At 30.9% G+C, this 26,393-nt stretch carries 28 protein-coding genes and 2 tRNA genes; 16 read left to right on the top strand and 14 right to left on the bottom strand.

Annotated elements, in window-relative coordinates; translation table 11 throughout:
- Window positions 1-40: 40 nt before the first annotated feature.
- From ACOQN8_RS04655 to ACOQN8_RS04630, 6 genes are all read left to right on the top strand, one after another.
- Window positions 41-3,163, top strand: a complete 3,123-nt coding sequence (locus ACOQN8_RS04655; RefSeq protein WP_420551793.1) for a UvrD-helicase domain-containing protein — start codon at window positions 41-43, stop codon at window positions 3,161-3,163.
- A gap of 48 nt (window positions 3,164-3,211) precedes the next feature.
- Window positions 3,212-4,405, top strand: coding sequence for a glycine C-acetyltransferase (gene kbl, locus ACOQN8_RS04650; RefSeq protein ID WP_420551792.1), 1,194 nt, complete (start codon window positions 3,212-3,214; stop codon window positions 4,403-4,405).
- Window positions 4,406-4,525: 120 nt separating this feature from the next.
- Entirely contained in the window at window positions 4,526-5,884 is a 1,359-nt protein-coding gene (locus ACOQN8_RS04645) for an OmpA family protein (protein WP_420551791.1), read from the top strand.
- A gap of 179 nt (window positions 5,885-6,063) precedes the next feature.
- Window positions 6,064-7,575: a F0F1 ATP synthase subunit beta gene (atpD, locus tag ACOQN8_RS04640; protein ID WP_150898367.1), complete on the top strand. Its 1,512-nt coding sequence runs from the start codon at window positions 6,064-6,066 to the stop codon at window positions 7,573-7,575.
- Window positions 7,576-7,614: 39 nt separating this feature from the next.
- On the top strand, window positions 7,615-7,908 hold the full coding sequence (locus ACOQN8_RS04635) for a FoF1 ATP synthase subunit delta/epsilon (RefSeq protein ID WP_150898368.1): 294 nt from the start codon (window positions 7,615-7,617) through the stop codon (window positions 7,906-7,908).
- 92 nt (window positions 7,909-8,000) lie between these two features.
- Window positions 8,001-8,279 carry a Sec-independent protein translocase subunit TatA/TatB gene (locus ACOQN8_RS04630; protein ID WP_272150592.1) on the top strand — a complete coding sequence of 93 codons (279 nt, stop codon included), beginning with the start codon at window positions 8,001-8,003 and terminating at the stop codon, window positions 8,277-8,279.
- Between the two features lie 6 nt (window positions 8,280-8,285).
- Here ACOQN8_RS04630 and ACOQN8_RS04625 read toward each other — a convergent pair whose 3' ends face one another.
- The 5 genes from ACOQN8_RS04625 to ACOQN8_RS04605 form a co-directional block, all read right to left on the bottom strand.
- Window positions 8,286-8,927 carry an O-methyltransferase gene (locus tag ACOQN8_RS04625; RefSeq protein ID WP_420551790.1) on the bottom strand — a complete coding sequence of 214 codons (642 nt, stop codon included), beginning with the start codon at window positions 8,925-8,927 and terminating at the stop codon, window positions 8,286-8,288.
- Between the two features lie 107 nt (window positions 8,928-9,034).
- The gene (locus ACOQN8_RS04620; protein WP_150898371.1) at window positions 9,035-9,295 is read right to left on the bottom strand and encodes a hypothetical protein; all 261 of its coding nucleotides are present in this window, start codon (window positions 9,293-9,295) and stop codon (window positions 9,035-9,037) included.
- 6 nt (window positions 9,296-9,301) lie between these two features.
- Window positions 9,302-9,874, bottom strand: coding sequence for a sigma-70 family RNA polymerase sigma factor (locus tag ACOQN8_RS04615; RefSeq protein WP_150898372.1), 573 nt, complete (start codon window positions 9,872-9,874; stop codon window positions 9,302-9,304).
- Between the two features lie 22 nt (window positions 9,875-9,896).
- Window positions 9,897-10,814, bottom strand: coding sequence for a TolB family protein (locus tag ACOQN8_RS04610; RefSeq protein WP_420551789.1), 918 nt, complete (start codon window positions 10,812-10,814; stop codon window positions 9,897-9,899).
- A gap of 4 nt (window positions 10,815-10,818) precedes the next feature.
- Complete coding sequence (locus ACOQN8_RS04605; protein WP_420551788.1) at window positions 10,819-11,292, bottom strand: nuclear transport factor 2 family protein; 474 nt, start codon at window positions 11,290-11,292, stop codon at window positions 10,819-10,821.
- Window positions 11,293-11,461: 169 nt separating this feature from the next.
- Between ACOQN8_RS04605 and panB the strand changes: the two genes are divergently transcribed.
- The 8 genes from panB (at window position 11,462) to ACOQN8_RS04565 (ending at window position 15,794) form a co-directional block, all read left to right on the top strand.
- Entirely contained in the window at window positions 11,462-12,280 is an 819-nt protein-coding gene (gene panB, locus ACOQN8_RS04600) for a 3-methyl-2-oxobutanoate hydroxymethyltransferase (RefSeq protein WP_235274258.1), read from the top strand.
- A gap of 43 nt (window positions 12,281-12,323) precedes the next feature.
- Window positions 12,324-13,280, top strand: a complete 957-nt coding sequence (locus tag ACOQN8_RS04595; RefSeq protein WP_420551787.1) for a 2-hydroxyacid dehydrogenase — start codon at window positions 12,324-12,326, stop codon at window positions 13,278-13,280.
- Between the two features lie 9 nt (window positions 13,281-13,289).
- Window positions 13,290-13,700: a response regulator transcription factor gene (locus tag ACOQN8_RS04590; RefSeq protein WP_420551786.1), complete on the top strand. Its 411-nt coding sequence runs from the start codon at window positions 13,290-13,292 to the stop codon at window positions 13,698-13,700.
- Between the two features lie 81 nt (window positions 13,701-13,781).
- A complete protein-coding gene (locus tag ACOQN8_RS04585; protein ID WP_420551785.1) occupies window positions 13,782-14,243 on the top strand; it encodes a DUF4199 domain-containing protein in 462 nt (153 codons plus the stop codon).
- A gap of 6 nt (window positions 14,244-14,249) precedes the next feature.
- Entirely contained in the window at window positions 14,250-14,708 is a 459-nt protein-coding gene (locus tag ACOQN8_RS04580) for a DUF1801 domain-containing protein (protein WP_420551784.1), read from the top strand.
- On the top strand, window positions 14,709-15,101 hold the full coding sequence (locus ACOQN8_RS04575; protein ID WP_420551783.1) for a VOC family protein: 393 nt from the start codon (window positions 14,709-14,711) through the stop codon (window positions 15,099-15,101).
- A 32-nt stretch (window positions 15,102-15,133) separates the two neighbouring features.
- Entirely contained in the window at window positions 15,134-15,427 is a 294-nt protein-coding gene (locus tag ACOQN8_RS04570) for a TM2 domain-containing protein (RefSeq protein WP_333909543.1), read from the top strand.
- 22 nt (window positions 15,428-15,449) lie between these two features.
- Window positions 15,450-15,794, top strand: coding sequence for a hypothetical protein (locus ACOQN8_RS04565; RefSeq protein WP_420551782.1), 345 nt, complete (start codon window positions 15,450-15,452; stop codon window positions 15,792-15,794).
- A gap of 45 nt (window positions 15,795-15,839) precedes the next feature.
- Here ACOQN8_RS04565 and ACOQN8_RS04560 read toward each other — a convergent pair whose 3' ends face one another.
- The 3 genes from ACOQN8_RS04560 to ACOQN8_RS04550 form a co-directional block, all read right to left on the bottom strand.
- Window positions 15,840-16,709: a cupin-like domain-containing protein gene (locus ACOQN8_RS04560; RefSeq protein WP_420551781.1), complete on the bottom strand. Its 870-nt coding sequence runs from the start codon at window positions 16,707-16,709 to the stop codon at window positions 15,840-15,842.
- A 179-nt stretch (window positions 16,710-16,888) separates the two neighbouring features.
- Window positions 16,889-18,043, bottom strand: coding sequence for a biotin synthase BioB (bioB, locus tag ACOQN8_RS04555; RefSeq protein ID WP_150898384.1), 1,155 nt, complete (start codon window positions 18,041-18,043; stop codon window positions 16,889-16,891).
- A 36-nt stretch (window positions 18,044-18,079) separates the two neighbouring features.
- Entirely contained in the window at window positions 18,080-19,234 is a 1,155-nt protein-coding gene (locus ACOQN8_RS04550) for a beta-ketoacyl synthase N-terminal-like domain-containing protein (protein ID WP_420552805.1), read from the bottom strand.
- Between the two features lie 86 nt (window positions 19,235-19,320).
- On the opposite strand from ACOQN8_RS04550, the gene ACOQN8_RS04545 reads away from it, so the two are divergent.
- Complete coding sequence (locus ACOQN8_RS04545; protein WP_420551780.1) at window positions 19,321-19,770, top strand: cytochrome c oxidase assembly factor Coa1 family protein; 450 nt, start codon at window positions 19,321-19,323, stop codon at window positions 19,768-19,770.
- Here the strand turns inward: ACOQN8_RS04545 and bioA are convergent.
- From bioA to ACOQN8_RS04515, 6 genes are all read right to left on the bottom strand, one after another.
- Entirely contained in the window at window positions 19,756-21,021 is a 1,266-nt protein-coding gene (bioA, locus tag ACOQN8_RS04540; protein WP_420551779.1) for an adenosylmethionine--8-amino-7-oxononanoate transaminase, read from the bottom strand. The two genes, ACOQN8_RS04545 and bioA, sit on opposite strands and share 15 nt — an antisense overlap.
- The gene (gene bioD / locus ACOQN8_RS04535; protein WP_420551778.1) at window positions 21,018-21,626 is read right to left on the bottom strand and encodes a dethiobiotin synthase; all 609 of its coding nucleotides are present in this window, start codon (window positions 21,624-21,626) and stop codon (window positions 21,018-21,020) included. Before bioD ends, bioA begins: the two co-directional genes overlap by 4 nt.
- Window positions 21,626-22,003, bottom strand: a complete 378-nt coding sequence (locus tag ACOQN8_RS04530) for a putative signal transducing protein (protein ID WP_150898388.1) — start codon at window positions 22,001-22,003, stop codon at window positions 21,626-21,628. Before ACOQN8_RS04530 ends, bioD begins: the two co-directional genes overlap by 1 nt.
- Before the next feature lie 11 nt (window positions 22,004-22,014).
- A complete protein-coding gene (locus tag ACOQN8_RS04525) occupies window positions 22,015-23,139 on the bottom strand; it encodes an aminotransferase class I/II-fold pyridoxal phosphate-dependent enzyme (RefSeq protein WP_420551777.1) in 1,125 nt (374 codons plus the stop codon).
- A 44-nt stretch (window positions 23,140-23,183) separates the two neighbouring features.
- Window positions 23,184-23,257: transfer RNA gene (locus ACOQN8_RS04520), tRNA-Asn, on the bottom strand.
- A gap of 69 nt (window positions 23,258-23,326) precedes the next feature.
- Window positions 23,327-23,400, bottom strand: a tRNA-Asn gene (locus tag ACOQN8_RS04515).
- A gap of 259 nt (window positions 23,401-23,659) precedes the next feature.
- On the opposite strand from ACOQN8_RS04515, the gene ACOQN8_RS04510 reads away from it, so the two are divergent.
- The gene (locus ACOQN8_RS04510; protein WP_420551776.1) at window positions 23,660-26,386 is read left to right on the top strand and encodes a 2-oxoglutarate dehydrogenase E1 component; all 2,727 of its coding nucleotides are present in this window, start codon (window positions 23,660-23,662) and stop codon (window positions 26,384-26,386) included.
- Window positions 26,387-26,393 lie beyond the last annotated feature (7 nt).

Below are 26,393 nucleotides of genomic sequence, written 5' to 3'. Positions count from 1 at the left end.
CTTTATGTAAATTCGTGCAATTAGCATCTAAAAAATAATTGTGCAAGAAGTATCAACATTTCAGGTATATAACGCATCAGCAGGAAGCGGAAAGACTTTTACATTAGTAAAAGAATACTTAAAAGTATTGTTAAATTCTAATGATATTTTTGGTTTTCAAAAAGTACTAGCCATAACTTTTACAAATAAAGCTGCTGGAGAGATGAAAGAACGTGTATTGGAAAATTTACACGATTTTTCAGAGGGAATAGAAAATGATTTGTTCCAACTAATAATTAATGAAATAACAGTTGAGAAATCAATTATCCAAGAAAGGAGTAAAAAGATTATAGAAGCAATTCTACAGAATTATTCAGCTTTTTCAATAACTACAATTGATAGTTTTACTCATAAAATAATAAAAAGCTTTGCATATGACTTAGGACTGTCTTTAAATTTTGAAGTTGAAATGGATGCGATTTCACTGTTGAATGAAGCAGTTGATATTTTAATTTCTAAAATTGGAACAGATGAAGATTTAACGAAGTTATTAATTGATTTTTCTTTAGATAAAGCGGATGATGATAAATCATGGGATATTTCAAGAGAGTTAAGTGAGTTTTCAAGAATTTTATTAAACGAAGATGACACAAAACATTTTAGACAACTAGCAGATAAAAAATTAGAAGACTTTACAGGGCTAAAATATAAGTTGTCGAAACATGAAAAAGAGATAAAAGAAAATTTGCAAGAAATTGGAAATAAAGGTTTGCAAATTATAGAAGAAGCTCAATTAAGTCATAAAGATTTTTATAGGTCAATGTTGCCTAATCATTTTGTAGCATTGTCTGAAAGTCTTGATAAAGCAAAGTTTTTTGAAGATTCAAAACTTAGAGAAAGAATAGAAGAGAATAATTTTTATTCAAAATCTAAATCAGATGATATTAAAACGACTATAGAAGGAATTTTACCAGAATTACTAAATTTGTATATGCAATCAGAGAAGTTGTATCAACAACATTTGTTGAATAAGCTGGTGTTAAAAAGTATCATTCCGTTAGCCGTTTTAAATTATATAAACTTAGAATTAACAGAAATAAAAGAAGAAAACAATCTTCGATTAAATGCAGAGTTTAATCAATTAATATCCGATAATATAAAAGACCAACCAGTACCGTTTATTTATGAGCGAATTGGTCAGCGATTTATGCACTATTTTATTGATGAAATGCAAGATACATCTGTATTGCAGTGGCAAAACTTAATTCCCTTAATAAATAATGCACTGTCTCAAGAAAATGCAAGTTTATTATTGGTAGGAGATGGAAAACAAGCTATTTATCGTTGGCGTGGAGGTAAAGCAGAGCAGTTTATAAACTTAGGGTCAGAAAAAGGAAATCCATTTTATATACCAAAAGAAGTAAAAACACTAGAAAGAAACTATAGGAGTTTTTCAGAGGTAGTAAATTTTAATAATTCATTTTTTCAACATACGGCAAACTTTCTTCAAAATGAATATTATAAACAATTGTTTATTGAAGGAAATAAACAAGAAGAGAACTCAAAAAAAGGTGGTTTTGTTTCAATATCTTTTTTAGAAAAGGAAGAAGAAAAAGAAAATGAACAGACAAAATACCCAAAGAAAGTTTTGGAAATCATTCGAAGTTTAGAAGATGATTTCTTGTTGAATGAGATTTGTGTGTTGGTGAGGAAAAAGAAGGATGGAATAGCGGTAGCCAATTATTTATCGGAAAATGGGATTAACATTATTTCTTCAGAAACATTGTTGTTGCAAAATAGTACTAAAGTTAATTTTATAGTTAATATATTGCGTGTACTTCAATATTCAAATGATAAAGAAACTTTATTAGAAGTCTTGTATTTTTTACATAATCATTTAAAGTTTGAAAAAGACAAACATTCATTTATTTCGGAGTTTATTCATCAGTCAAATGAAACAATATTTCAGAATTTAAAAGACTATGGAATTTTATTTGAGTTATCAACTTTTCATCAATTACCTTTTTATGAAAAAGTAGAAGAAATAATTCGAAGTTTTAAATTAACTAATTCATCGGATGCTTATGTTCAGTTTTTTTTAGATGTTATATTGGAGCAACAAAGAAAAGGAACTAGCATTCAAGAGTTTTTAGAGTTTTGGGAAGAGAAAAAACAGAATCTTAGTATAGTAGTGCCAGAAAGTGGTAATGCAGTACAAGTAATGACAATTCATAAATCTAAAGGGCTGGAGTTTCCAGTAGTTATTTTTCCTTATGATTTGGATATTTATCGTCAAATAAATCCAAAGATTTGGTTAAATGAATTGCCGGAAAATTTTAATGGTTTTAACGAGTTGTTAGTTCCATTTAGTAAAGATTTGAGTTATTTAAATACTACTGGAGCAGAAATTTATAATAATCAGCGAGAGGAATTAGAATTAGATAACTTTAATTTGTTGTATGTAGCCTTAACAAGACCAGTTGAACAGCTACATATCATAACAGAAAAAAGAATTTCAAAAACAGGAGAGAATACAAATTACTATTCTGGAATTTTTATTAATTATTTGAAGAAAATAGAAGAATGGAAGGAAGATGAATTAGAGTATTCTTTTGGAGATAGAGAAAGGCTTATGAAAAAAGAAAAAGAGTTGTCTTCAACAAATATTCAAGAAGCATTTATTTCAACATCTTGGAAAGAACATAACATTCAGATGTTGGCAAGTGCTTCAAAATTATGGAATACAGAACAAGAAGAAGCTATCAAATTTGGTAATCTTATTCATGAGGTCATGTCAAAAATAATAATAAAAGAAGATGTTGGTAAAGTGATAAATCAATATGTTCAGCAGGGAATTATTGATAATAAAGATTCAGGTTTTATAAAAGAAGATATAAATAGAATTGTAAATCACCCATTATTAGAAGCGTATTTCTCCGAGGATATAACAGTTTATAATGAAAGAGAAATTGTTGATGTAGATAATCAAATTATGATTCCTGATCGACTTGTTTTTGATAAAAACGGAGAAATTATAATTATAGATTATAAAACAGGTAAGCCATCTAAAAGTTATCATCAACAATTGTTGAGGTATGAACGAGTATTCAAATCTATGGGCTATGTAGTAAAGAAAAAGCTACTCATATATATTAATGAAAAAAATTTGATTGAAGAAGTTTAAGAATTAACTTTGACCATTTAAAAAGCAAACAACTTTCAAACATAAATTATGTACGGAAAAATAAAAGAACAATTACAGCAAGAAATTCAAGATATTAAAGATGCTGGATTGTATAAATCTGAACGAATTATTACATCATCACAAGATGCAGTAATTAAAGTTTCAACAGGAGAAGAGGTAATTAACTTTTGTGCAAATAATTATTTAGGGTTGTCAAATCACCCAGAAGTAATTCAGGCAGCAAAAGATACAATGGATACTCATGGATTTGGAATGTCTTCAGTACGATTTATTTGCGGAACTCAAGATATTCATAAAGATTTAGAAAAAAAGATAGCAACTTTTTATACAACAGAAGATACTATTTTATATGCAGCAGCTTTTGATGCAAACGGAGGGGTTTTTGAGCCTTTATTAACAAAAGAAGATGCTATTATATCTGATAGTTTAAATCACGCTTCAATTATTGATGGAGTTCGTTTATGTAAAGCAGCAAGATATCGTTATGCAAATAATGATATGGCTTCGTTAGAAGAACAATTAATAGAAGCCAATAAACATAACCACAGATTTAAAATCATAGTAACTGATGGAGTTTTTTCTATGGATGGAATTGTAGCTAAATTAGATAAGATTTGTGATTTAGCAGATAAATACGATGCGTTAGTAATGGTTGATGAATGCCATGCAGCTGGATTTATTGGAAAGACAGGAAGAGGTACAGTAGAACTGAAAAATGTAATGGATCGTGTAGATATAGTTACAGGAACATTAGGAAAAGCTCTTGGAGGAGCAATGGGAGGTTATACTACAGGTAAAAAAGAAATTATTGAAATCTTACGTCAACGCTCACGTCCATATTTATTTTCAAATTCATTAGCGCCGGCAATAGTAGGAGCTTCTTTAAAAGTATTTGATTTGTTATCAAATGATACTACTTTAAGAGATAAATTAGAATGGAATACAAATTATTTCAGAACTGAAATGGAAAAAGCTGGTTTTGATTTAGTAGGTGCAGATGCGGCTATTGTACCAGTAATGTTGTATGATGCTAAGTTATCACAAGTAATGGCTAATAAACTATTAGAAGAAGGAATTTATGTAATTGGATTTTTCTATCCAGTAGTACCAAAAGAACAAGCTAGAATTAGAGTTCAATTGTCTGCAGCACACGAAAAAGAACACATAGATAAAGCTGTAAATGCTTTTGTAAGAGTAGGAAAAGAGTTAAATGTGATATAAAGATATTAAGACAAAAACTTGTAATTGTTATAAGTTTTTGTAGATTTGCTTTTGTAAATAAGTTTTAACAACTTACATTTGCGCTATATATAAACGAACTTTTAATTTAAATTTTTAATAATGAAACAAATCAAATTAGCTGTGATAGCTTTGTTTACGTTCGCTACTGTAGGAACGGTAAACGCACAGGATTCGGACAACCCATGGGCGGTTGGATTTGGTGTCAACGCTGTTGACTTTAGAATCCCAAGTAAATTTGGAGATTATGCAAAAGATTATATCGGTACTAGTGACTGGAATGTTTTACCTTCAATTTCTAGAGTTACTGTTGACAGATATTTAAACGATGGGTTTACTTTACAGTTAGCAGGATCTATTAATAAGATTAAGCATTTTGCTGCTAAAGATGATATGGATGAGCTTTATTGGGCTATCGATGCAAATGTAAAGTATGACTTAAATAACTTATTTGGAGATACTTCTTGGTTTGATCCTTATGTGTATTTAGGTGGTGGATATACTACTTTTGGAGATAATAGCGAAGGAATGTTAAATACAGGTTTAGGATTTAACACTTGGTTCAACGAGAACTTAGGTGTAAACTTCCAATCTGGAGTTAAGAAGGAATTTGCTGATAAAGTACAAGATCACTTCCAACACTCAGTTGGTATTGTATTCAAATTCGGAGGTAAAGATACAGACGGAGATGGAGTATATGATAAAGATGATGCTTGTCCAGAAGTAGCTGGGTTAAAAGAATTCAACGGATGTCCTGATACTGACGGTGATGGAATCAAAGATTCTGATGATGCTTGTCCAGAAGTAGCTGGTTTAGCTGCTTTAAACGGATGTCCTGATACAGATGGTGACGGTATTGCTGATAAAGACGATGCTTGTCCAACTGAAAAAGGAACTAAAGCTAACAACGGATGTCCTGATGCTGACGGAGACGGTGTAATCGATAGTAAAGATAAATGCCCTAACACTGCAGGACCAGCTGAGAACGGTGGATGCCCTTGGCCAGATACTGACGGTGACGGAGTTTTAGACAAAGATGATAAATGTCCTAAAGTTGCTGGAGTTGCATCTAACAATGGATGTCCAGAAGTAGTAATTAAAGAAGAAGCTGTTAAGAAATTAAATGATTTCGCAAGAGCTATCTACTTTAACTCAGGAAGAACTACTTTTAGAACAGGAGTTACTGGTAAATTAGATTTAATTGCTGGTATTATGAAAGAATATCCAAAAGCTAACTTTAGTATTCAAGGACATACAGATAGCCAAGGTAGAGCTTCAACTAACATGAAGTTATCTCAAAGAAGAGCTAAAGCTGTATTAGATTACTTAGTAGGTAAAGCTGGAGTTGCTGCTAACAGATTATCATCTCAAGGATTTGGTGAAGATTACCCAATCGCTGATAACAAAACTAGAGCTGGTAGAGCACAAAACAGACGTGTAGAGATTAAATTAGTAAAATAATTTAACCAAAAACATACATAATTAAAGCCTCGCATTTGCGAGGCTTTTTTTATATACTTTTTTTTATGAAAAATAGTTTAAAAGGTTTTTTAAATTCCTTTAAAAAAATTACCTTTGCACCTTGAAAAAAGGAGCTAAAGCTCACATAGCAAATTAAATAACTTTAATTACATATAGTAATGTCTACAATAACAGGTAAAGTTTCTCAAATTATTGGTCCAGTTATCGATGTTGAGTTTAATACAGAAAATGCTGAATTACCAAAAATTTACGATTCATTAGAAATTAAAAAAGCTGATGGTTCAACTTTAGTTTTAGAAGTACAACAGCATGTTGGAGAAGATACAGTTCGTACAATCTCTATGGATGCAACTGATGGATTAAGTAGAGGTACAGAAGTAGTAGCTACAGGAAATCCAATTCAGATGCCAATAGGAAACGATATTTATGGTCGTTTATTCAACGTAACTGGTGATGCTATTGATGGATTAGGAGACTTACCAAAATCTGGTGACTCAGGATTATCTATCCACCGTCAAGCACCAAAATTTGACGAATTATCAACTTCTACTGAAGTATTATTTACTGGAATTAAAGTAATTGATTTAATTGAACCTTATGCAAAAGGAGGTAAGATTGGATTATTTGGAGGAGCTGGAGTAGGTAAAACAGTATTAATTCAGGAGTTAATTAACAACATTGCAAAAGGACACGGAGGTTTATCTGTATTTGCAGGAGTTGGAGAGAGAACTCGTGAAGGAAATGACTTATTAAGAGAGATGTTAGAATCTGGAATTATAAAATATGGTGATGATTTCATGCACTCTATGGAAGAAGGAGGATGGGATTTATCTAAAGTTGATAAACCAGGAATGAGAGACTCTAAAGCAACATTCGTGTTCGGTCAAATGAATGAGCCACCTGGAGCACGTGCACGTGTAGCTTTATCTGGATTAACTATTGCTGAATATTTCCGTGATGGTGCAGGAGAAGCTCAAGGGAAAGATGTATTATTCTTCGTTGATAATATCTTCCGTTTTACTCAAGCGGGTTCTGAGGTATCGGCATTATTAGGTCGTATGCCATCAGCGGTAGGTTACCAACCAACATTAGCAACAGAGATGGGGGCAATGCAAGAGCGTATTACTTCTACTAAGAAAGGATCTATTACTTCTGTACAGGCAGTTTATGTACCTGCAGATGATTTAACGGATCCAGCACCAGCTACAACGTTTGCTCACTTAGATGCAACAACAGTATTATCTCGTAAAATTGCTGAGTTAGGTATTTATCCAGCGGTAGATCCATTAGATTCTACTTCTAGAATTTTATCACCAGAAATTTTAGGTGATGAGCATTATAACACTGCTCAAAGAGTAAAAGAAATTTTACAGAGATATAAAGAATTACAAGATATTATCGCAATTTTAGGTATGGAAGAATTATCTGAGGAAGATAAATTAGTAGTTCACAGAGCACGTCGTGTACAACGTTTCTTATCTCAACCATTCCACGTAGCTGAACAGTTTACTGGTATTCCAGGATGTTTAGTTGATATTAAAGACACAATCAAAGGATTTAATATGATTATGGATGGAGAGTTAGATAAGTACCCAGAAGCAGCGTTTAACTTAAGAGGTTCTATACAAGAAGCAATTGATGCTGGTGAGAAAATGTTAGCTGAAGCATAATTCAATTAACAATTAACAATAATTAATTCTATTGAAATTATGTTTTTAGAAATTGTAACACCAGAAGCTATTTTGTTTTCATCAGAGGTAGATTCTGTTACTGTACCAGGTATAAATGGTGAATTTCAGATTTTAAATAATCACGCACCAGTTGTATCTATTTTAAACGAAGGAACAGTAAAAGTACATGTTCATACTCAAGATCATAAAGTTTTTGATGACTTGCACGGTAGTATTGTAAGTTTACCAGAAGATGATAAAGTTTTAACTTTAAGCATAAAGTCTGGAACTTTAGAAATGAAAGAAAATAAAGCAATTATTCTAGCAGACTAATTGATTTTAAATAATAAAAAAGCCAAACATTAAGTTTGGCTTTTTTTGTTTTATAAATAATTAAAATATCTAAATTAATTATCTTTGTACTTATGAACGGAATATTTTTATTTATTGGAGGGCCTGAGATTTTTGTAATCTTATTAATAGTGGTGATGTTATTTGGAGCAGATAAAATTCCTGAAATAGCTAGAGGATTGGGAAAAGGTATGCGACAAATTAAAGATGCAACTAACGATATTAAAAAAGAAATAAATGATAGTGCCAAAAATCAAGGCATTGATACCGATTTTGTAAGAGATATAAATAAAGAAGTAAATGAAGTTAAAGAAAATATAGATGACTTCACTGGGCCAATTAAAAGAAGATAAAAACTTTTATTTTACTCGACTAATAGTTAAACCGTCTCTAATTGGTAATAATACGGTTTCTAAGCGATCATCTTCATTTAGCTTTCTATTATATTCTAAAAGAATTTTTGTATCAATATCCTTAGGATTTAAAGCTTCTACTACTTTACCACTCCAAAGTACATTGTCAGATAAAATAATTCCACCAGTATTCATTTTATCGATAATTAAATCAAAATAATTTAAGTAATTAGATTTATCAGCATCAATAAATACTAAATCAAAGGTGTCATCTATAGAAGGAATAATATCTATAGCATTTCCTATAATTTGCTTGATTTGTCTTCTATATTCAGATTTTTGAAAGTATTTATATTGAAGCTCTTCCAGTTCTTCATTCTTATCAATAGTATAGAGAATCCCATCTTTTTGTAAACCTTCCGCTAAACATAAAGCAGAATATCCAGTATACGTTCCAATTTCTAAAATTGATTTAGGTTGAATTAATTTAGATATCATAGATAACACTCTGCCTTGAAAAGCACCACTTAACATTCTCGGATTTAATATTTTTTGCCAAGTTTCTCTTGTTAATTCTTGAAGGATTTCAGGTTCTTGTTGAGAGTGATTAACAACGTAATTATCAATTTTTTCAGGAAGAAAATGCATGAATATATTTTTAAATCAAAGGTATAAAAAAACGGAATCTATTGTAGCATAAATTCCGTTTCAATCTAACAAAAAATCAAAAATTGATCTTATTCAGATCAAAGTCGTTAATTAAATTGACTTAATTGTTCCTTTAAAGCTTCTTTATCTTTATTAGATAAACACTGTGTTTCGTTTTTACAATCATTAGCTTTCATTTTAAAAATGTGTGTCATCTTTTTATTCTGTTTAGAATATAAAGCACAAACTTTGCAAACTAAAATATGCCAATTAAGTTGTAATTTCTCGTAAAATGAAGCTTCACCATATTGTGCTTTATCACAAATAGTAGTAGCTTCATCGCATGTTATTTTAAAATTTTTAAACATTGTTTTTTACTTATTAAACCAGTTCTTTTCCATACAGTTTCTTAGCTGAGTTCTCGCTCTATGAATAATAACCCATAGGTTCGACGGAGTGATATCTAATTCCTTACAAATTTCTTCAGTTTCAAATTCTTGAATAGTTTTCATCCTAAAAACCATAGCATATTTTTCAGGAAGATGTCCTATACATTCATCTATTTGAGACTTCAATTCGTTATTTTCAATACTCTTTTCAGCTTCATTATTCCAAGACTGAGGTACACGTTCCTCAATCCAGTTACCTTCATTTTCACCATTATCATAAAAATTCATTCTAACTTCAGCTTGACCTTTTTTAGAATTAATTTTTCGATAATAGTCAATTATTTTTCTCTTTAAAATTGAAACTAACCAAGTTCTCTCGGTTGATTTACCTTCAAAGTTTTTCGCAGATTTAAGTCCAGCAAAAAATGTTTCTTGGACTAAATCTTTAGCTATATTGGAATCATTAACACGAACTATAGCATAATTAAATAAATAATCAGCATAGTTATCTACCCATTTATTTGGAGATAAAGTGTTGGATTTATCAGTTCGGTTCATTGCGTCAAATATAAGCTATTTTTTATTTAAATGTAGTCTGATAAATTCTACTTAATCCATTAGGATTAATATTTATGTAATTAATAATTTCCGTTAATTTTTTTCTCTTTTTAAAGCTTTTAGGAATTGAACTTTTATTAGTAGTATAATAAAGAACATTATTCTTCATATCCACAAACGGACAATAATCTAATTTTCTTGAATTAATACCTTTTTGTAAATGTTCAGCAGGTAACCAATTATTATTTTTATCTTTTCTACTTATGTACAAATCCCCACGTCCTAAATCATCTTTTCTTCCATAAGAAGTAAATATTATAAAACTTTCATCCGGTGCTACAAAAGCATTAAATTCATATTTTTCTGAATTTATTTTATTATTTAAGGAGGTAGGTTTAGTATACTCACCATCTACAAATCTACTAACATAAATATCTTCTTTTCCTTTTGAATTTTCATATTGAGCTGTAAAGAAAAGATCTCCCTTATTCGTAACAGAAGGATAAAACTCGTCTTTAGAAGTGTTTACTACTGAACTAATTTTTTTAGGTTCAGACCAATCACCTGAAATATTTTTTCTACTCACGTACCATAGGTCCATATCTTTTTTTATTTCAGACGTGTTATTATTAACCCTATTTGAAGCAAAAAATAGTTTTAAACCATCAGGAGATAAAAAAGGTTCTAAATCTTTATGTTGTCCAGAAAAAGCTACAGTTTCAGGTTTAGTCCATTTGCCATTTATTTTTTTAGAAAAAGCAATAAATGAATATTCTTTAGCATAACTTTCTACTGTAAAATAAAATTCATTTCCATTTTTACTCATAGAAAAGTCTCTCACGTTAGGTAAATCTTTGAATAACTTTGGTAAAAACATTTTAGGGTTTTGAGAAAACCCTATGCTTGATATTAAAAAACAAAAGAGTAAGTATTTCTTCATTAAACTATTCTTTTACTGGTTTACAACTGCTTCTTCGTCTCATGTCTACTAAATAAATAATTTCCCATTTTCCATTATTATTAAATAATTGAAAAGAATTGGCTCCACAATGACTAAACTTATCATTAAAATAGAATTCGTAAGGAGTCCAAACCGAGGCTAAATTACCGTCCACTTTAATATCGTATGACAAAAGTTTTTCAAAATATTTGTGTTCAGGTTTTTTACCTGCAATTTTTGCTAGAAGATTTTCTCTGCTTTCAGTAGCCAACTTTTTTTCACCCTTTTTGTTGGTAAAAGTCGTTTGTATTTTAACAGAAGAATGAAGTGTGTTGCCAACAATAGCACTATCACCTTTGTGAAGTCCTTCAAAAAAAGTATCGATAGTTTTTTTAATCATATCGTGTTCATTTTTGCTTTGAGCATTAGCAACACTTGTAAGAATAAGGACTATTAGGACAGTAGTAATTTTATGCATATTTGTTAGAATTTAGATAGTAAAGCTATTAAAAAAGAAAAGAGAGAAAATATAATTAACAGAAGATTAACTAGTTTTCTATGAATTGAATAATAATGATAGAAGTTCCTTAAAGTAAATTGTTCAATAGAATAAATGTGTATTTTTACAGACTAGAAAATTAAAAACAATGTCAGTAGCTAAAAAACAATACAAAAGAATTACCACAAAATCATTAGTTGAGATGAAAGCTAATGGAGAAAAAATATCCATGCTTACTGCCTATGATTATACAATGGCAAAAATTGTTGATGGAGCTGGAGTTGATGTGATTTTAGTTGGAGATTCAGCTTCGAATGTAATGGCTGGTCATGAAACAACTTTGCCAATTACATTAGATCAAATGATTTATCATGCAAGTTCTGTAATTAGAGCAGCAGAACGTAGTTTGGTAGTTGTTGATTTACCTTTTGGAACGTATCAAGGAAATTCTAAAAGTGCCTTAGAATCTGCCATTAAAGTAATGAAAGAGTCTGGAGGACATGCAGTAAAGTTAGAAGGAGGAAGTGAGATTGCTGAATCAATTTCTAGAATTTTAACAGCAGGAATTCCTGTTATGGGGCATTTAGGATTAACACCTCAATCTATTTATAAATTTGGTACGTATACAGTAAGAGCAAAAGAAGAAGAGGAAGCTAATAAGTTATTAGAAGACGCGAAATTATTAGAAGAGTTAGGATGTTTTGCTTTGGTTTTAGAAAAAGTCCCTGCAGTTTTAGCAGAAAAAGTAGCTAAGAGTTTGACGATTCCTGTTATTGGAATTGGAGCAGGTGGTGGAGTAGATGGACAAGTACTAGTAACACACGATATGCTTGGAATGACACATGAGTTTAATCCTCGTTTTTTACGTAGATATTTAGACTTGTATGGAGAAATGACAAATGCTTTTCAAAGTTATATAGAAGATGTGAAGTCGCAAGATTTCCCTAATGAAAAAGAGCAATATTAACTATTATAAGCCTTCTGATTAAGAAGGTTTTTTTATACTTAAAATGAAAATACTTCACTTAGATTCAAATCATTCATTATTATTAAATCAATTAAACGATTTAGGTTTTATAAATGAGGAAGATTATATTTCAACAAAGTCAGAAATAGAAGCAAAAATTCATCAATACGGTGGGGTTATTATTCGAAGTAGATTTACAATTGATCAACAATTTTTAGATAAAGCAACAAATCTAAAATTTATAGGTAGAGTTGGAGCAGGTTTGGAGAATATAGATTGTAATTATGCTGAAGAAAAAGGAGTTTATTTAATTTCAGCACCAGAAGGAAATAGAAATGCTGTTGGAGAACATACATTGGGTATGTTGCTTTCTCTTTTTAATAAACTGAATAAAGCAGATGCCGAGGTAAGAAAAGGAAAATGGCTACGAGAAAATAATAGAGGAATTGAGTTAGATGGAAAAATAGTAGGTTTAATAGGTTATGGAAACATGGGGAAAGCTTTTGCTAAAAAGTTAAGAGGTTTTGATGTAGAAGTAATTTGTTATGATATAAAACCAAATGTAGGAGATGAGAATTGTAAGCAAGTGTCTTTAGAAGAATTACAAGAAAAAGCAGATATTTTAAGTCTTCATACTCCTCAGACAGAATTAACTATAAACATGGTGAATTCTACATTTATTAATCAATTTTCTAAACCTTTTTGGGTACTTAATACAGCCAGAGGTAAATCAATAGTAACGGAAGATTTAGTAGAAGCTCTAAAAAATAAAAAAGTTTTAGGAGCTGGTTTAGATGTTTTGGAATATGAGAAAAAGTCATTTGAAAATTTATTTCAGAAAAAAGACATATCAGGAAAAGTAGAAATGGCAGAGGCATTTCAGTATTTAATTAATGCAGAAAACGTAATTCTTTCTCCGCATGTGGCAGGCTGGACTATCGAAAGTAAAGAAAAGTTAGCGCAAACAATAGTTGATAAAATTAAAACAAAGTTTTGTTAACTTGAAGAAATGAGAAAAACGGTGTTTATTTTTAGTGCGCTTATTTTAGCTTTATTTTTTCTTTTTGAAATTAGTAAATATGCTGTTGTTTCTGGAAGTTTAAGAACTGAAATAATAATTGGATTTATAGCTGTGATTTTCTTTTTTATTGGAATTTATATCAATAAAAAGAGTTTGAATAAATCAAAAGTTATATCTACAGAAATAAATCATAAAAAAATAGCAGAACTGAATATAACTAAAAGAGAGTATGAGGTACTTCAAAAAATAGCAGAAGGATTGTCAAATAAAGAAATAGCAGAGTCTTTATTTTTATCAGAAAGCACTATAAAAACTCATGTGTCAAATATTCTTGTAAAATTAAATTCTAAACGAAGAACTCAAGCAGTTCAAGTAGCAAAATCTCTTCAAATTTTATAAAAATATGTTTTTGGTACTTTAGTATGAGCTTGTTTTTGAAGGTATTCTTTAGTTTTATCATAAATTTAAAAAAATACTTAAATGAAAAGCACAATACTAAAGTATGGAGTTTATGGTTTTTTAACAGGCCTTATAATTTTTACTCTTCACCTTGTTTTAGGGATTGAAAACTTAGATTACGGTACAAATGAAATATTAGGATACGTCTCAATATTTATATCATTATCGTTTATTTATTTTGGGATAAAACATTATCGAGATAATGTTAATAATGGAATTATTTCATTAGGAAAAGCTATAGCTATTGGAACACTTATTTCTTTAATGGTAGGAATAGGAATTGGCATGGCAGATTTTATATATACAGAATTTATAAACCCCGACTTTTTTAAAAGTTATGAAGATATGCTAATAAAACAAGGTAGAGAAGCAGAAATAATTGAAATGACAAGTACTACTGCAGCTCTATTTATGATAGTTTTGGTTAGTATAATAGGATTTATTATATCTTTATTGTCAGCCTTATTTTTACAACGTAAATAAATCATTATGCAGTATAAAGCCGATACACCAGAAGAGTATATTGCTCAAATTCCTGAGGAAAGACAAGCAATTATGGAAAGATTACGTAAAACAATTAAAGAGAATCTTCCAAAAGGTTTTGAAGAAGGAATTAATTATAATATGATTGGTTATTACGTGCCACATTCAATTTATCCAGATGGATATCATTGCGATACCAGTTTACCTTTACCATTTATGAATATTGCTTCTCAGAAGAATTCAATTAATTTATATCACAGCGGAATTTATGCTAAGAAAGAACTATTAGATTGGTTTGTGGCTGAATATCCTAAACATTGTAAAAGAAAATTAGATATGGGTAAAAGCTGTATACGATTTAAAAAAATAGAAGAAATTCCATTTGATTTAATAGCAGAATTAACTACAAAAATGACGGTAGAAGAATGGATAGATATTTATGAAACAAATGTAAAAAGGAAATAAATGAAGAAGAAAGGTAAAGTAATAGGTATAGGTGGTTTGTTTTTTAAAACAGAAGATCCAAATAAAACAAAAGATTGGTATAAAAATAATTTAGGGTTTAATACTGATGATTGGGGATGTACATTTTGGTGGAAAGATAATGAAGGGAAAAAAGCATCAACTCAATGGAGTCCATTTCCAAAAGGTACAAACTATTTTAAGCCATCCGAGAAAGACTTTATGTTTAACTATCGTGTTGAAAATTTAATGGAGCTATTAGAAGAGCTTAAAGAAAAAGGAGTTACGGTAATTGATAAAATTGAAGAGTACGATTATGGTAAGTTTGGGTGGATTATAGATTTAGACGGAAATAAAATTGAATTATGGGAACCAAAAGATGAAGCTTTTTTATAAATTTATAGCAGTTAATAATTAAAAAGAAAAACATGAATGTAATTGATGAAAATGGAAATGCTGTTCCAAACCAAGAGAGTAAAAGGGTTTTAGCAGGAATTTTAGCTATTATTTTAGGAGGTTTGGGAATCCATAAATTTATATTAGGTTATACCAAAGAAGGAATTATAATGTTAATATCAACATTTGTATTAGGAATTATAACTTGTGGTGTAGCTGCTTGGGTTGTTTCTGTTATAGGTTTAGTAGAAGGAATAATTTATTTAACAAAATCAGATGAAGAGTTTGTGTATACTTACCAAACAAATAGTAGAGGTTGGTTTTAAATTAACTTAAAATTTGAAAGAAATGGAAGCAGAAAATAATAAGTTTAAAGATAGTTTAAATGAAGGTTTAGATAAAGCAAAAGACGTTATGGATAAAGTAACGGAAAAAGCTTCAGAACTTGCAGGAGAAACAGGAGAACATGTTGTTGATGCTGTAGAAGATATAAAAGATAAAGTTAGTGATTTAGTATCAGAAGAGTCTGTGCAAAAAATAAAAGAGTCTACTAGCGAATTTATAGATGATGCAAGAGAGGTCATGGAAAATGTAACAGAAAAAGCATCGGATTTTGCTGAAGATGCACAAGAAGAACTTAAAGAAGCCACAACTAAGACAAAAAATTTCTTTCAACGCTTATTTGGGAAATAAAATAAGCAGCATAAAATAAAAAAAGCGCCAATTTTGGCGCTTTTTTTATGCAATCTTATTTGCTTTATTTGTTTTTATAATGGCTTGTTCGTTTTTCCAATCAATCCATTTTTGACCTTTTATACGTCTCATTACATTATCGACAGTACGCATAATAAATACATTATATATAGCTTTTCCTAAGTTTTTTGGATTACGAGCAATAGCACGTAAACTCATAGAAAAACCTGGAGTTACATAACGCATATAGTGCCAATAACCTTCAGGCATATATAAAACGTTTCCATGTTCTAATTCAGCAATATGACCTTTTGCCTTTTTTAAAGCAGGCCATTTGTCAAAATCAGGATCATTAAAGTCAATATCTTCTCTTGTAATTAATGAATGAGGTATTTTGTATAAGTATTTATTTTGTTTCTGGTCAAATAGTATACACTTCTTTTTACCTTCAAAATGAAAATGAAAAATATTTGCTAAATCAATATCATAATGCATGAAAGTGTACGAGTCTCTACCTCCAAAAAATAACATTGGTAAACCTTTCATTAAACGTAAACCAAAGTCAGGAAATTTAAAATCCTTTTGAAGTACAGGGACTTCTTTTAAAATATTCCATAAGAAAATACGGAATTTCGTAGGCTCTCTTTTTAATAAATCAACATACTCACTCATTTTCATGGTAGCATGCGGTTCATTAAATCCATCTTTGTAATCTACTGGTCTGTCGTCGTATAAAGGAACAGTTTTGTCTCCAGCAACTTCCTTCATGTATTCTAATGACCATTTGTTAAATGCTGGCCAATCTTCAATAAAACGCTCAATAACTACTGGCTTTTGAGGTTTGAAGTAGTTTTTAATAAAATCTTCTTTTGTTATCGTTTCAACTCTGTCTACTTGTTGTAACTGTAATCCCATGGGCCCAATTTTTAGAGAAGCAAAGTTAAGAAAACGTTTCCAAATTATTTAGAAAGATTCTTGTTAAAAAATGTATTAAAATCAAAGTCGATTTAAAGAATCTATTTAAACAATAAGCGATTATGGTACAAACTTATATGTATAAAAAAAGAACTACTAAATAGTAGTTCTTTTTTAAGTTATTTTATAGTTTCTTTTTGAGGTTCATCAGTTAACATTCTCTTAATTTTAAGAGTTTGTTTTTTTATCTCTTTAGCCTCTTGTTTCTTTTTTTCGTTACGCTCAATTTTATGATCAGGACGAGACCATTTTGGTTTTTCACCTAAAGTTTCAAAATTAGAATCTTCAGCTTCAACTGTTCTTGGTTGTACCTTTTTAGTAAACGGCTTTTGAGGGTTTAATCCTAATAACTTAAACATTTTCATGTCTTCATCTACATCAGGATTTGGAGTTGTTAGTAATTTATCTCCAGCAAAAATAGAATTTGCACCAGCAAAGAAACACATTGCTTGACCTTCTCTACTCATTTGAGTTCTACCGGCAGATAAACGTACTTGTGTTTCTGGTAATACAATTCTTGTAGTAGCTACCATACGAACCATATCCCAAATTTCTACAGGTTTTTCATCTTCTAAAGGAGTTCCTTCAACTGCAACTAAAGCGTTGATTGGGGTAGATTCAGGTTGTGGATCTAAAGTTGATAAAGCAACTAACATTCCAGCTCTATCTTCAGCAGATTCTCCCATACCGATAATACCACCAGAACAAACAGTTACGTTAGTTTTACGAACATTATCAATAGTATCTAATCTATCTTGGTATCCACGTGTAGAAATTACTTCTTTATAGTATTCTTCAGAAGAATCTAAATTGTGATTATAAGCATATAGTCCAGCCTCAGCTAAACGTTGTGCTTGATTTTCAGTAACCATACCTAAAGTACAGCATACCTCCATATCAAGTTTATTAATAGTTCTTACCATTTCTAAAACTTGATCAAACTCAGGTCCGTCTTTTACATTTCTCCAAGCAGCTCCCATACATACACGAGAACTACCACCTGCTTTAGCTCTTAAAGCTTGTGCTTTTACTTGCTGTACAGACATTAAATCGTTTCCGTTAATATCAGTATGGTAACGTGCAGCTTGTGGACAATATCCACAGTCTTCAGAACATCCACCAGTTTTTATAGATAGTAATGTAGAAACTTGTACTACGTTTGGGTCGTGACTTTTTCTATGAATTGTAGCAGCTTCGTATAAAAGCTCCATCATAGGTTTGTTATATATTTCTAGAATCTCTTCTTTCGTCCAGTTATGTCTTACTTCGCTCATGAATTCAAGTTGTTTGTTGGGGTAAAAATAAGGATATTATTTAGATAGTAACACAGAAACTGCATTTCCTCCAAAACCTACAGCGTTTACTAGGATTTTTGTTAGTTTTTCTGGTTGTTTTTGCTTTTCAGCAAATGGTACTTCTATTGTTTTTTGATGTTGTAACATTAAAATAGCTAATTCCAAACTTAATAATCCAGAAGTAGCAAAAGTATGTCCAACTTTCCATTTATTGGTTGTTAAAAAAGGTTGATTATCTCCAAAAATAGCCTTGATAGCATTTATTTCTGATTGATCTCCTTTTATAGTTCCTGGGGCATGCATAACAATAGCATCTACTTCCTCAGGAGAAATATTTTTCAAAGCCATCTTCATGGATTTCTGAAAGCATTCAGCATCTGTAGTAACTGATGTATTGTGTTTTAATACTTCAGTAGCATATCCTACATTATCAATAAAAGCAATTGCATTTTTAGAGATGCCCGATTCTAGACAAAAAACAGCAGCTCCTTCTCCTAAAACCATGGTGTTTTTTGTTTTTGTCATATCAAAAGCTTTACAAGGATATTCATCTGTTTCTTTTGAATAGACTTTCAAAGCTTGCATTTGTGCAATAGTAAAATCGGTTAGAGAAGCTTCACTAGCACCAATCATAAATTTATTAGTCATCCCAGATTGTAACCATGCAACTCCATTTAATAATGAGTGTAAACCAGTAGAACAAGTAATGGAATGTGAAATTTCAGGACCATTACTTTGTAAGTCATGTGCAATCCATGACGAAATATTTCCTAAAGTTGTTGTAGGAGAACTTAACGTTGATGATTTTCCTGATTCTAAAAATTCTTTGTGGTATTTTTCAAATAAAGAAGTTGCTCCACGTGAAGAACCTATATTAATTCCAAAATTATCTTGAGAATTCCAGTTTGCATCTTTAATAGCTTTTCGTGCTACGTATAAAGTATATAAAACTGTTTCGTCTAAGTTTTTGTACTTATTATCGGAATGCTTTAATTGATTTATTTCATTTTTAATGTCATCAGATAATTGAGCTACATGAGCTTTAAAATTATCAAAACTCTTACTACTTAGATAATGTTTCGTATTAAGGTAGTTATTCCAAATTTCATTTTGGGAACTTCCTACCGAAGAAACAGATGCCATTGCTGTTATAGAAATACGTTCTTTCAACACATTTAAAATTTTGACAAAAATAAAGTTAAAATCAGGTAACATGAAGAAATTTAATAGTTATCTTGTCACTAAATATTAAATCTATGGATGAAAAGCACGAAAAAAGTTGGTTTGGTAGAAATTGGATGTGGGCAGTTCCTGTTGGAGGCTGTGGATGTGGTTGCCTCTTGATTGTTTTGTTTTTTGTATTTGGAATTGGCGCTGCAATTTTTGGTGTTTCTAAAATGATAGATAATGCAACACCCATAGAATATGCTATAGAAAAAGTAAGAAATAATGAGGAAGTAGTTTCTTTACTTGGTGATGATATTGAAAAGTATGGTATTCCTTCAGGGAATATTTCATTAAGAAATAATGATGGTGATGTTGATTTTTCTATTCCAATTCGTGGTAGTAAAGGAGAAGGAACTTTAGTAGTAAAAGGAATTAAAACTGATGGAGAATGGGTTTATGAAGATTTATATGTGCGTATAAAAGAAACTCAAGAAGAAATAAATTTATTGGAAAATGAAAAGGTTCTAGAAAGTATCTAGAACCTCTTTAGTTGTTGTATATACCTTTTGCAATTGTTGTTCAGTAATTACGTAAGGTGGTTGTATATAAATAGTATTTCCAAGAGGTCGTAAAAATACACCTTTGTCCATAAAAGATTTTAATAGTTGATCTCTTAATGTACCATATCTTCCAGCATTGGTTTTTAAATCAATAGCTAAGATGACTCCTTTTGAACGTACCTCAGTAACTTTAGCATGATTCGTTATTTGATTTAAAAAATCTTGATGAGCTTTTGAAATTCTTTGAATATTTTTTTGAATTTCATCACTCTGTAATAATTCAATACTCGCCAAAGCAGCACTACATGCTATTGGATTTGCAGAATACGTATGACAATGGAAAAAACCTTTGGCAATATCATTACTTAAAAACTCATTGTAAATATCTTCGGTACAAGAAGTAATAGCCATAGGAACCAAACCAGCTGTTAAGGCCTTACTTAAACAAATAATATCTGGTTTTGTGGCAATTTCATCAGATGCAAAATTATTTCCGGTTTTACCAAATCCAGTCATTACTTCATCAGCAATAGTTAAAATATCATTGTTTTTAAAAAATTGTAAAATAGAATCTAAATCTTCTGCTTTATGAATTTTCATACCAGCAGCACCTTGAACTAAAGGTTCGTATATAAAACCAGCAATACTATTCTCGCTAACAATTTGTTTTAGTAGTGTTAAAATTTCTTGATTATTGTTTCCGTTAGGAACTGGAATACGTTTAATGTCCATTAAAAAATCTTCAAAAGGACCATTGTAAACAGAAAGTCCAGATACAGACATAGCACCAAAAGTATCTCCATGAAAACCGTTTTCAAAAGCAACGAAAGTATTCCTTTTTTCACCTTTGTTAAAATAGTACTGCAAAGCCATTTTAATTCCAGCTTCAACAGCAGTTGAACCATTGTCGTTAAAGAATATTCTATTCTGGTTTTTTGGTAATATCTTAATTAACTCTTCCGATAAAGCAACAGCAGGTTCATGTGTAAAGTCACTAAACATTATTTGATCTAATGTTTGCATTTGTTTATAAACCTTATTGGTAATAAAGTCATTACAGTGACCAAACATACAAGTATACCAAGAAGAAATAGCATCAATATATTCGTTACCGTTCTCATCGGTTAAAATACAGCCTTTGGCTTTTACAATACCTAAACTATCTGGATGTGTTTGGTGCTGTTTTAATGGATGCCATAAGTGTTGTTTGTCTCTTTCTTGTAGTGTCATAATTTATCTTTAAAAAGGTCAGCATACTCACGAATAACATTTTGATCGAAATATGGTTCTTCGTCAATTCGTCCAATAACAGAAACGCCTGTCATTTTTTTAATAATTGATTCAGTAGTAGGATGCTCATCACCTGAAAAAATCAAAGAAACATCAAAACCTTTTTCTTTTAAAAGGTTTATGGTTAATAAGGTATGGTTAATACTTCCTAAATAATGGCGAGAAACCACTATTACTTTGTAGTCAGGTTTAATAATGTCTAAAATAGTGTCTGTATCATTTAAAGGCACTAATAATCCACCAGCACCTTCAATAACTAAATTGTTTGATGTTTTTGGTTCAGTTATGTTAGAAAGTTCAATGCTTATATTGTCTATTTCAGCAGCAGCATGTGGGCTCATAGGAGTTTTTAATGCGTATGCGTTAGTATGAATGGTTGTTGTAGAATTAGAAATTAGTTGTTCAACTTTATGAGCATCAGAATTATCTAATTCGCCAGCTTGTACAGGTTTCCAATAATCTGCTTCTAGAGCTTCGGTAACAATAGCAGAAGCTACTGTTTTTCCTACTTCTGTGGAAATACCAGTGATAAAATATTTTTTCATTAAAAGATTGTTTTACAATCGTTACAAATTAATTTTCTACTTTCAAAAAAAGGGAAAAGCATAAAAAAGAAACTTTTGCGTTGAGGTGGTGCAACAAGAATTCTTGATGATTTGCATTTGCCACATTGATAAGATACTCCGTTCTCGTCTTTTTCGTATTCTCTAATTTCGTTGTATATGACTAGTGCTTTTTCTAAATCATCTTTATGAACTAATAATTTCACTCCTCCTATTGCCTGACTTAATAAAGGGTCAGAATCAATAGTTTTTTCATCCATTAACATGGTTCTAATGTTTTCAGAATCCAATTTAGATTTAATTACTTGAGCTTCGGTTGAGTACTCAAATACAGTTAGAATTACATGATTATCGTTCATTTATGCTAATTTTATAAAGCAAAAGTAGCAAGGTTCTCTAAAACACTGGTAATTTCTTCAAAAGAATTATAACTATGTAAGCAAAAGCGAAGTCTTTCTTCTCCTTTGTTAACAGTAGGAGATAAAATCGGTTTTATATCAAATCCTTTTTCTTGAAGTTTTTGAGCTATCAGTTTTACTTTTTCGTTTCCTGGAATAATACAACAATGGATTGCGGATTCACTCTTAATAAAATTAAGATTTAAACGTTGTGTTTCTTTGATAAAAAAGAGGATGTTCTTTTGTAATTGCTCTTTAAGTTTAGGGAGCTCTTTATAGGCAAAACTAATGGTGGCTACAGCATGAGGAGATAGGCCTGTGGTATAAATAAAACTTCTTGAGAAATTAATGAGATAATTTTTTAATTCTTTAGAAGATATAATTGCAGCACCATGGCATCCTAATGCTTTTCCAAAAGTGACAATCCTAGCAAAAATATCATTGTGTATTTCTGTAGTTTCAACTAAACCTTTATTGAAAACACCAATGGCATGAGCTTCATCAATTATTAAATAGGCTTTGTTGGTTTTACAAATCTGAACAATTTCTTTAAGATTTGGACTGTCTCCATCCATAGAAAAAACAGATTCTGTTATCACATAAATTTCGTTATTATTATTTGAGTCGTTCAGACGAATAATTTTTTCTTCTAAATCTAAAAGGTCATTATGTTTAAACTTATAAGCTTTAGCGTTTGAAAGTTGTATGCCATCTCGAATAGAAGCATGTATAAATTCATCATATAAAATAATATCTCCGCGTTGTGGGACGGAAGAGAAAAATCCGATGTTTGCATCATATCCAGAATTAAAAATTAGGGCAGATTCTGAATTGTGAAATTCAGCTAATTGTTTTTCAACCAGTGGGTATAATTTATGGTTTCCAGATAAAAGTCTAGAACCAGTAGCTCCATTTTGTTTGATATTTTGCGCTACTAAAAATTGATGGACATTATTAAAAACAATTTCTGATTTGGCTAAACCTAAATAATCATTAGAAGAAAAATCAACTAAGTTAACTTCTTCTCCAAGTGATCTTAGAGAATTGTTTTCTTTACGTTGGAGTAATTTAGCAGTAAGTTTCTTAGGAAATGACATAATGCAAAAATAAAAAAAGACTTACAAATTTGTAAGTCTTTTTGCTCCCCCTCTTGGACTCGAACCAAGGACCCTCTGATTAACAGTCAGATGCTCTAACCAACTGAGCTAAGGAGGAATGTTCTTATAGAACAAAATATGTATGTTGTAGAAATTATCGGCTCCTACGTTGCCTTTAGCATTTTAGCTCCCCCTCTTGGACTCGAACCAAGGACCCTCTGATTAACAGTCAGATGCTCTAACCAACTGAGCTAAGGAGGAATTTAAAACGAACTTGTTTTAAAATGCGAGTGCAAATTTAAGGGCTTTTTTTATATCTGCAAATTATTTTTAATAAAAAATACAATTAATTTTATTTGATTCTGGTTTTCAGAAGTTTATTTTTCGTTATTTTTTAGTACAAAGCTTCGAAGAGGGAGATTATGCTAGTTAAAATAAGCAAGAAAAAAAGTCTTGTTTTTACTAAAAGTTGTATTTTTGTCAGCATTATTCTTATTGATAGAAAAGCATAAAAATATATATGGACAAGTTTTCGTTCTTAAACGCAGCACATTCAGGTTTTATAGGTGATTTGTACGAACAATATCAGAAAAATCCTGATGCGGTAGAACCAAGTTGGAGAAGTTTTTTTCAAGGATATGATTTAGCAAACGAAAATTATTCGTTAACGGATGATGAGGTTGCAATCGAAGTTCCTGAAGAAGTACGCAAAGAATTTTTGGTAATCGATTTAATTAATGGTTATCGTACTCGTGGACATTTGTTTACAAAAACAAATCCAGTTCGTGATAGAAGAAAATATACACCTACTTTAGATATTGAAAATTTTGGACTGACAAAGGCTGATTTAAATACGGTTTTTAATGCAGGAGAAATTTTAGGTATGGGGCCAAGCTCTTTATCAGAAATCATTTCACACCTAAAAGCAATTTATTGCGATAGTATTGGGGTGGAATATATGTATCTAAGAAATCCAGAGGAGTTAAAATGGTGGCAAAATCGTTTAAATAAAAATGATAACCATCCTAGTTACAACTTAGAGGCAAAAAAATACATACTTACTAAACTGAATCAAGCTTCTACTTTTGAGAGTTTTTTACAAACAAAGTATGTAGGTCAAAAGCGTTTTTCTGTAGAAGGAGGAGAAACATTAATTCCTGGTATAAGTGTTGCACTTCGTGATGCTGCCGAGAAATATGGAGTAGAAGAATGTGTGTTAGGTATGGCACACCGTGGTCGTTTAAATACACTGGTAAATATTTTTAAGAAACCAGTTCGTGATTTATTTAGCGAGTTTGAAGGAAAAGATTTTGAAGATCAAGACATAGATGGAGATGTAAAATACCATTTAGGTTTAACTTTAAGTAAAGAATACAAAGGCGGACAAACAATGAAGATGAATTTGGTTCCAAATCCATCTCACTTAGAAACAGTTGATGCTGTAGCTGAAGGAATTGTTCGTGCAAAAATAGATTTAGATTATAAAGGAGATAATGGTAAGATTTTACCAATCTTAGTTCATGGGGATGCCGCTATTGCTGGACAAGGAATTGTTTATGAAGTAGGGCAAATGATGACTTTAAATGGTTATAAAACTGGAGGTACTATTCATGTGGTAGTGAATAACCAAGTAGGTTTTACAACCAACTATTTAGATGCGCGTTCTAGTACCTATTGTACAGATGTGGCTAAAGTAACATTATCGCCAGTATTACATGTAAATGCAGATGACGCAGAAGCGGTTTGTCATGCAATGGAAATGGCTGTAGAATATAGAACTAAGTTCAAAAAAGATATTTATATAGATCTTTTAGGTTATCGTAAATATGGACATAACGAAGGTGATGAACCTCGTTTTACACAGCCAAAATTATATAAAGCAATTTCTAAGCATAAAAATGCAAAAGAAATATATGCAGCAAAATTAGTTGAAGAAGGGAGTATTTCAACTGATTATGTAAAAGAAATTACAAATGAATTCAAAGCACATTTAGAAGCAGAATTCACAGAGTCTAAAAAGAAAACAACTTCTAAGATTCAGGAGTTCATGCCAGAAGTATGGGATGGATTTGTTCGTAAGCAATTGCAAGATATGTTACAACCAGTAGACACTACTTATTCGGTTGAAGCATTAAAAGATATTGCAAAGGTAATATCAACAACTCCAGAAGGACATAAGTTTGTAAGAAAGGCAGAACGTATTTTAAAAGGTCGTGATAAAGCCGTTTTTATTGATAATGAATTGGATTGGGGAACAGCTGAAAACTTAGCTTATGGAACTTTATTAGAAGAAGGTTATAATATTCGTATCTCAGGAGAAGATGTAGAAAGAGGAACATTCTCACATCGTCATGCAATTATGCGCGATGAAGAAACATTAGAGCGTGTTAATTTATTAAATACAAACCCTAAAAATAAAGGAGAGATGACTATTTTCAACTCTCATTTATCAGAATATGGTGTATTAGGTTTTGACTATGGGTATGCCATGGCAGCTCCAAATACGCTAACTATTTGGGAAGCTCAGTTTGGTGATTTTGCCAATGGAGCTCAAATTGTATTTGATCAATATATTTCATCGGCAGAAGATAAGTGGAAATTACAAAACGGATTAGTAATGCTATTGCCTCATGGGTATGAAGGTCAAGGACCAGAGCACTCATCGGCAAGAATTGAGCGTTTCTTACAATCGTCGGCAATAGATAACTGGACTGTAGCGAATTGTTCTACCCCAGCAAATATGTATCACATATTACGTCGTCAGATGAAACGTGATTTTAGAAAACCTTTAGTAGTTTTTACACCTAAGAGTTTATTACGTTTGCCAAAAGCAGTGAATCCTATAGAAGATTTAGCAAATGGAACTTTCCAAGAGGTAATTGATGATACAGTTGATACTGCTAAAGTGAAAAAAATGGTATTCTGTACAGGGAAGTTCTATTATGATATGCTAGAGAAACGTGAAAAATTAGGAAGAGAGGATGTAGCATTAATTAGAATAGAGCAATTATTCCCTTTACATAACGATAAGATAAAGGAAGTAATGGATAGATATCCAAATGTAGAGCGTTATGTTTGGGCACAAGAGGAACCAAAAAATATGGGTTCTTGGGGTTATATGTTAGAGCGTTTTGAATTAGCTAAATTAGAGTGTGCTTCGAGAGATTATCATTCGGCACCAGCTGCAGGTTCAAGTGCACGTTATACTCGTCGCCACAATAGAGTATTGGATAAAGTTTTTGATTAAATAAAGA

Source organism: Tenacibaculum aiptasiae (assembly GCF_965221665.1).
Taxonomy (GTDB): domain Bacteria; phylum Bacteroidota; class Bacteroidia; order Flavobacteriales; family Flavobacteriaceae; genus Polaribacter; species Polaribacter aiptasiae.
Note: the sequence above shows the minus strand (reverse complement) of the source record. Positions and strands in the feature narration are given on the sequence as shown.